Raw genomic sequence first — 7,400 nt, 5'->3', positions numbered from 1 at the left:
GAGCCGGCCGCCGAGGAGCCGGCGGCCGAGGGCCGTCAGCCGGTCCTGGTCGGCTACGGCGTGTCCGCGTCGTCCACCAAGCGCCGCGCGCGCAAGACGGCGACGGCGGCGGCCCCCGCGGCTCCGGCGGTCGTGGTCCCCGAGCAGCTGAACGGCCACGGCCCCGCCGTCGCCGACCGCCCGCTGGCCAAGCCGCCGGTGCGCAAGCTCGCCAAGGACCTCGGCGTCGACCTGGCGACGGTCACCCCGACCGGCCCGGACGGCATCGTCACCCGCGAGGACGTGCACCGCGCGGCGGCCCCGGCGCCGGCCGCTCCGGTGACCGAGGCTCCGACTTCGGCCCCGGCTCCCGCCCCGGTGGCTCCGGCTGCCCCGGCCCCGGTGGCGGTGTCCACGGACGCCCGTGAAACCCGTATCCCCATCAAGGGCGTACGGAAGGCCACGGCCGCGGCGATGGTCGGCTCGGCCTTCACGGCCCCGCACGTCACCGAGTTCATCACCTTCGACATCACGCGCACGATGAAGCTGGTCGAGGAGCTCAAGTCCGACAAGGACATGGCGGGCCTGCGGGTCAACCCGCTCCTGCTCGTCGCCAAGGCCGTCCTGGTCGCCGTCAAGCGCAACCCGGACATCAACGCGGCCTGGGACGAGGCCAACCAGGAGATCGTGCTCAAGCACTACGTCAACCTGGGCATCGCCGCCGCCACCCCGCGCGGTCTGATCGTGCCGAACATCAAGGACGCGCACGCCCAGACGCTGCCGGAACTGTCGAAGTCCCTGAGCGAGCTGGTCGCCACCGCCCGCGAGGGCAAGACCACCCCGGCGGCCATGCAGGGCGGCACCTTCACCATCACCAACGTCGGCGTCTTCGGCGTCGACACCGGTACGCCCATCCTCAACCCGGGCGAGTCCGCGATCCTCGCGGTCGGCGCGATCAAGCTCCAGCCCTGGGTCCACAAGGGCAAGGTGAAGCCGCGTCACGTCACCACCCTGGCCCTCTCCTTCGACCACCGCCTGGTCGACGGCGAACTCGGCTCCAAGTTCCTCGCCGACGTCGCCGCGATCCTGGAGGAGCCGAAGCGGCTGATCACCTGGGCGTAGCCCGGTTGGGTTGTTTCACGTGAAACGCTCGGTTGGGGACGGCACCGTCCCCAACCGAGCGTTTCCGTTGTGTACGTCTGCACGCCCGTACGGCGGCAGCGGTCGAGGCCGCGAAGACGGCGACCGACGCCGTGACCAAGGCCGGGTCCGTCTATGTCGGCTGTCCGCGAGACGAGTCATTGTGAGGTCTCCCGGTCCGCCGGAGTTCGGGTCACGGGGAAGATCCGTACTGACATCTTCAAGGACCACAACTTCGACTACGGTGAAACGATCGCGGGGATCGACCTGGGGATCTTCGCAGAGCTGCACAGGTACGGCTATGCGCGGGACTATGTCGTTCAGGGAAGCCCCAGCCAAGACATCGACTTCACCGTTCCATGACCGGACGTTGTGAGAAACAGGTCTGTGAAGCGATGAGGAGAGGGGCTGTATGAAGGTGCCCAGCGGGAGGGGTTGTCGCCCCGCGAAGTTCTGGGCGGCTCTTGCCCTGTCCGTGTTGTCGATGCCCGTTCTCGCGGGCTGTGCCGGCCAGAGTCAGGAAGAGGTCCTCAGGGAGTTCGCGCTGGAGCTTCCTCAGTGCTCGACGGAGGACATGACGTTCTCGGGGTCGACGGACTCATCGGACATCCACCTGGCTATGAGCTTCGCCGTGTCCCGCCCCTGTGCCGAGCAGTACCTGAAGACTCACGGCGTCGATCTTGACGTCCGGCTCGCGTGGCCGGGAGGCGAGGTCAAGGACGGGAACGTGGCGATCCGACCGACCGATCCGCCGTTCTCGGCGGATGCCATGGAGCAGTTCAAGCTCTCGCTGGATCCGAAGAAGACCTACGACGTCTATCTCGGATTCCGCACGCCGAAGGAGGCCGAGTTCAAGGTGCTGCTCGTGCCCAGCAAGGACAAGGTCGGGCTGTACATGGAAGCGACCTCACTCGGCTGTGTCCGGGGCTCGGGCAACGCCATCTGTCCGAAGAAGACCGGCTGACAACAGACAGGCCCGTCCGCGATGCGGACGGGCCTGTCTGTTGCACACCCCATGTATCTATGCTGTGTCCATGGCTTCCGCACCCCCAGCCGCAGACCGCGTCTACACGCACGTCAAGCAGGCCGTCCTCGACCGTCGTTACGAGGGCGGCACCCTCCTCACCGAGGGCGAGCTGGCGCTGGCCGTCGGGGTGTCGCGGACGCCCGTGCGGGAGGCGCTGCTCAAGCTGGAGATGGAGGGGCTGCTCAAGCTCTATCCGAAGAAGGGCGCGCTGGTGCTCGCCGTGTCCGCGCAGGAGATCGCGGACGTCGTCGAGACGCGGCTGCTCGTCGAGGAGTTCGCGGTGCGGCGGGCCGTGCCGGCGCCGCCGGCGCTCGTTGCGCGCCTGGAGGAACTGCTGGAGGAGCAGAAGCGCAGGGCCGCGGCCGGGGATCTCGCGGAGGTGGCCGTGACCGATCGGTGCTTCCACGCCGAGATCGTGAAGCACGCGGGAAACCAGATCCTGGCGCGGCTCTACGACCAGCTGCGCGACCGGCAGCTACGGATGGGGGTGGCCGTCATGCAGTCGCAGCCCGACCGGATCGCCAAGAACATCGCCGAGCACGCCGAGATCCTGGAGCGGATCAAGGACGGGGATGTCGAGGGAGCCGCGCACTGCGTGCGGCAGCACCTGAGCTGGGTGAAGGTCCTGGTCCGGGGAGAGGCCCGATGAGCCGGGTCGGCCTGCCGGGCGAGCCGCCCGGCGGAAAGCGCGCCGCGCTCGTCTGGGGCGTCGGCGTCGCTGTTTATTTTGTCGCCGTCATCTTCCGGACCTCGCTGGGTGTCGCCGGGCTCGACGCCGCCGACCGCTTCCACGTCAACGCCTCCGCGCTGTCGACGTTCTCCATACTCCAGTTGCTCGTGTACGCGGGCATGCAGATACCCGTCGGCCTCATGGTCGACCGCCTCGGCACCAAGAAGGTGCTGACCATCGGCGTCGTGCTCTTCACCCTCGGGCAGCTCGGCTTCGCGCTCTCCCCCTCGTACGCCATGGCGCTGGCCTCCCGCGCGCTTCTCGGCTGCGGTGACGCGATGACCTTCATCAGCGTGCTGCGGCTCGGCTCCCGCTGGTTCCCGGCCCGCCGCGGCCCGCTGATCGCCCAGGTCGCCGCGCTGTTCGGGATGGCCGGCAACCTCGTCTCGACGATCTTCCTGTCCCGCGCCCTGCACGGCCTCGGCTGGACCACCACCTTCGTCGGGAGTGCGGCGGCGGGGGTGCTGGTGCTGGCGCTCCTGCTGCTGTTCCTCAAGGACCATCCCGAGGGGTACGAGCCCGAGCCGGCCGCACACGCCGGCGCCGCGTTCGTCCGCCGCCAGATCGCCGAGTCCTGGCGCGAGCCCGGCACCCGGCTCGGCATGTGGGTGCACTTCACCACGCAGTTCCCCGCGATGGTGTTCCTGCTGCTCTGGGGCCTGCCGTTCCTCGTCCAGGACCAGGGACTCGACCGGGGGACAGCCGGGGAGCTCCTGACGCTCGTCGTGCTGTCCAACATGGCCGTCGGGCTCGCGTACGGGCAGATCATCGCCCGGCACCACGCCGCCCGCGCCCCGCTCGCGCTCGGCACCGTCGCCGCCACCGCCCTGCTGTGGGCCGCCACCCTCGCGTACCCCGGCGACCACGCCCCGATGTGGCTGCTGATCACCCTGTGCGCGGTGCTCGGCGCCTGCGGCCCCGCGTCGATGATCGGCTTCGACTTCGCCCGGCCCGCCAACCCGCCCGAGCGCCAGGGCACCGCCTCCGGCATCGTCAACATGGGCGGCTTCGTCGCCTCCATGACGACGCTGCTCGCCGTCGGTGTGCTGCTCGACGCGACCGGCGACGACTACCGGATCGCGTTCTCCTCCGTCTTCGTGCTCCAGGCGTTCGGCATCACGCAGATCCTCCGCCTCAAGTCCGCCAGCGCCCGCCGTGAGCGGGAGCGCCTGGTCGCGAGCCGGGTCGAGGCCGTCCACGTACCCGCGTGACACCCCGGACCGCTCTAGTTCGGCGTCACCGCGAAGTTCGCCAGGATCGCCTGCGCCAGCGCCTCGTCGCCCTCGGTCTTGATCCGGTCGGCCACGTCGGCCGGCCGGACCCGGCCGCAGGCGAGGCGGACGTACGTCTCCCAGTCCGTCGCCAGCGTGACCGCCGGGCCGAGCGAGGGCGCGCCGTCGATCGAGCCGCGGCCCTCCGCGTTCACCCGGACCGTCCGCAGGAACTCCACCGGGCCGGTGATGTCGAAGACCACCGCCGAACCGGCCGGCGCGCCCGCGTCGTCGGCGACGACCTTCGGCAGCGCTTCGAGGAGCACGTCACGGGTGACGTACGCGCCGGGGGAGTCGAGGTTGCCGGGGGCGCCGAGCGAGGCGCGCAGGTCCTGCTCGTGCACCCAGCAGTCGAAGGCGCGCATCCGGTAGGCCAGTTCCAGCGTCTGCTCGGCGCCGAGCGGCGCGCGCATCAGGGTGCCGGGGTCGCGGCTCTCGTTGCGCAGCTGACGGGCCCGGCGGATCAGCACGTAGTCGAACTCGGCCGTCATCTCCGGCGCGGTGTGGTGCCGCCGCACGTCGACCTGCATCTCCATGTAGCGGGCGAAGTCCGAGCGCACGTGGTAGAGATCGCGGGGCAGCGAGTGGATCGGGCGCGGGTCGCCGAGCATCTCGCTCTCCATGCCGATGACATGGGAGACGATGTCGCGGACCGACCAGCCCGGGCACGGCGTGGCGCGGTTCCACTCACCCTCGACGAGCGGCTGCACCAGCTCGAATATCGCTTCCACGGAGTGGGTCCAGGCATCGGCGTAGTTCTGGAGGCTGGGATGGAGCGTCACGGGACCCCTCGGCGGTTCTGCGGTGCGGCGCGGTCTTCAAGCGGCGGGCGGGCTGGAACTGTTTCTGGCTGGCGGGCTGAAAACATGACTGCTTGGGAGGCTCGGACGCTAAGTTACGCTGCCCGAAGGCACCCCGGCAGTGCTTTCGTGTGACGATCGTAGGCCGGTGTTGACGGCTCCCGAGCCAGGACGGTGGTAGTGTGCGCGCCTCGCTGATCCAGATTGCGGTAGACCCGGACGAACCGGTCGAGAGCAGGCGGGCGCGCGTGGCGCGCCTGGTCCGGGAGGAGCGGGGCCGCGCCGAGCTCGTCGTGCTGCCCGAGCTGTGGCCCATGGGGGCCTTCGCGTACGAGGAGTTCGCGGCGGAGGCCGAGCCGCTGAAGGGCCCGACGTACGAGGCGATGGCGGCGGCCGCGCGGGACGCCGAGGTCTGGCTGCACGCGGGCTCCGTCGTGGAGGCGGCGTCCGGCGGGGCCTCCGGGGCCGTCCTCTACAACACCTCCCTCGTCTTCTCCCCCGACGGGGAACTCGCCGCCTCCTATCGGAAGATCCACCGCTTCGGCTTCGACAAGGGCGAGGCCGTGCTGATGGCGGCCGGCGAGGACCTCGTCACCGTCGACCTGCCGCAGCTCACCGTCGGCGTCGCCACCTGCTACGACCTGCGCTTCCCCGAGCTCTTCCGCGGCCTGGTCGACGCCGGCGCGCAGGCGTTCGTCGTCCCGGCCGGCTGGCCCGCCCGCCGGCTCGCCCACTGGACGCTGCTCGCCCGGGCCCGCGCCGTCGAGAACCAGGCGTACGTCCTCGCCTGCGGCACCGCCGGGACCCACGCCGGCGTCGAACAGGCCGGCCACTCGATCGTCGTCGACCCGTGGGGCGAGGTCCTGGCGGAGGCCGGGCCCGACGAGGAGACCCTGCGCGTCGAGCTCGACCCGGCGAAGGTGACGACGACGAGGGAGCAGTTCCCGGCCCTGAAGGACCGGGTGCTCTAGAAAGACCCTTCCCAGGGGGCTACCGGCTGGGCCACGACGCGGGCCACGGCGCCGGTCGCCCCGCCCGCGTACTCCGCCCAGGCCGTCGCCAGTCTCCGTACCGCCTCCGTCAGCGTGTCGGGCGGCAGCAGGAAGTGCAGCCGCAGCATGCGGTCGCTGCCGCCCAGGGCGTCCATGGTCGAGCCGGGCAGCACGGCGACGCCGTGGCGCAGCGCCACCTGGGCGAAGGAGACGCCGTCGCCGTGGGGCAGGCCGACCCACAGCGTCTGGCCGCCGGCCGCCGCTGGGCAGGACCAGGAGGGCAGCCGGCGCGCGAGCTCGGCGCGCAGCCGGTCGTGACCGGCCCGCAGCTGCCGGATCCGCTCCCGGACCAGCGAGTCGAAACCGTCCAGGAGCCGGGCCGCGACGAGCTGTGAGGGGACGTCGCTCCCCAGGTCGTGCAGGGCCTTGAGCCGGGCCAGGCGGGCGATCAGCGCGGCCGGGCCGCGCACCCAGCCGATCCGCAGGCCGCCCCAGACCGCCTTGCTGAGCGAGCCGACGGCGATGACCTCCGTACCGTACGAGGACAGCGGCGGCGCCCCGGCGGCCCCGTGCGCGCCGAAGTCCAGCTCGCCGAGCACCTCGTCGTCGACCAGCGGCACCCCGTACGCCTCCGCCGCCTCCACCAGGCGCCGCCCGAGCAGCGGCGGCAGGACCGTGCCGGTCGGGTTGTGGAAGCGCGGGATGACATAGGCCAGGGAGGGCCGGTGACGTTCCATCACCCGGATGGCCTCCGTCACGTCGAGGCCGTCCGGGCCCACCGCCACCGGGTACGGCACAGCCGCCGCCTCCCGGAACAGGTCGAGCGCGCCCGGGTAGGTCGGCGCCTCCACGAGGACGCCGTCGCCGGGCGCGAGGAGCAGCCGGGTGAGCAGGGCGACGGCCTGCTGGGCGCCGGTGGTGACCAGGAGCCGGTCGGGCTCGGTGGGCACGCCCCGTTCGGCGTAGCGGCGCGCGATCGCCCGGCGCAGGGCGGGCAGGCCGGCCGGGTGGTAGCCGAGGTCGTCACCGGGAAGGACGAGACCGGCGTACGCCTCGGCGAGGGCGGGCGGCGCTGCCGGCGGGGCCGCGCAGCTCAACAGGATGACGCCGTCGACGGGTTCGAGGAGGTTGAGGAACATCGGGTTCGACGTCTCCGCGACCCGCGGCACGCCGGGCGAAGCCAGTACGGCCGGCGCGACCCGCGTACCGCTGCCCTGACGCCGCACCAGACGCCCCTCCCGCCGCAGCGTCTCGTACGCCGTCACCACCGTCGTCCGCCCCACCGCGAGCGCCGCGGCGAGCCGCCGGTCCGGCGGCAGCGGGGCGCCGGGCGCCAGCAGGCCCTCGTCCATCAACTGGCGCATCCGCGCGGCGAGGAGCAGATAGAGCGGGCCGCGCCCGGCCGACCAGCGGCCGAGCCAGGCGACCAGTTCCCTCAGGGAGGGTGCCATTGGATCCATC

Annotated in this window: 7 protein-coding genes; 5 read left to right on the top strand and 2 right to left on the bottom strand. The window is 71.7% G+C overall.

The window, feature by feature from the left end; translation table 11 throughout:
• The 4 genes from ACWEJX_RS25050 to ACWEJX_RS25035 form a co-directional block, all read left to right on the top strand.
• Positions 1-1,101, top strand: a 1,101-nt coding sequence (locus tag ACWEJX_RS25050) for a dihydrolipoamide acetyltransferase family protein (protein WP_451609650.1), incomplete at its 5' end; no start/stop codon positions are given.
• A 430-nt stretch (positions 1,102-1,531) separates the two neighbouring features.
• Positions 1,532-2,083, top strand: a complete 552-nt coding sequence (locus tag ACWEJX_RS25045; RefSeq protein WP_451609649.1) for a hypothetical protein — start codon at positions 1,532-1,534, stop codon at positions 2,081-2,083.
• Positions 2,084-2,153: 70 nt separating this feature from the next.
• Positions 2,154-2,795 (top strand): GntR family transcriptional regulator, encoded by a 642-nt coding sequence (locus ACWEJX_RS25040; protein ID WP_451609648.1) that lies wholly within the window; start codon positions 2,154-2,156, stop codon positions 2,793-2,795.
• Positions 2,792-4,087, top strand: coding sequence for an MFS transporter (locus ACWEJX_RS25035; protein WP_451609647.1), 1,296 nt, complete (start codon positions 2,792-2,794; stop codon positions 4,085-4,087). Before ACWEJX_RS25040 ends, ACWEJX_RS25035 begins: the two co-directional genes overlap by 4 nt.
• A gap of 14 nt (positions 4,088-4,101) precedes the next feature.
• Here ACWEJX_RS25035 and ACWEJX_RS25030 read toward each other — a convergent pair whose 3' ends face one another.
• Positions 4,102-4,929: a maleylpyruvate isomerase family mycothiol-dependent enzyme gene (locus ACWEJX_RS25030; protein WP_451609646.1), complete on the bottom strand. Its 828-nt coding sequence runs from the start codon at positions 4,927-4,929 to the stop codon at positions 4,102-4,104.
• Positions 4,930-5,129: 200 nt separating this feature from the next.
• Here ACWEJX_RS25030 and ACWEJX_RS25025 point away from each other — a divergent pair, with 200 nt between their 5' ends.
• A complete protein-coding gene (locus tag ACWEJX_RS25025; RefSeq protein WP_451609645.1) occupies positions 5,130-5,918 on the top strand; it encodes a carbon-nitrogen family hydrolase in 789 nt (262 codons plus the stop codon).
• Here ACWEJX_RS25025 and ACWEJX_RS25020 read toward each other — a convergent pair.
• Positions 5,915-7,390: an aminotransferase-like domain-containing protein gene (locus ACWEJX_RS25020; protein WP_451609644.1), complete on the bottom strand. Its 1,476-nt coding sequence runs from the start codon at positions 7,388-7,390 to the stop codon at positions 5,915-5,917. The two genes, ACWEJX_RS25025 and ACWEJX_RS25020, sit on opposite strands and share 4 nt — an antisense overlap.
• Between the last annotated feature and the right edge of the window lie 10 nt (positions 7,391-7,400).

The organism is Streptomyces sp. NPDC004788 (genome assembly GCF_053601115.1).
This window is presented reverse-complemented; position numbering and strand designations above follow the sequence as displayed.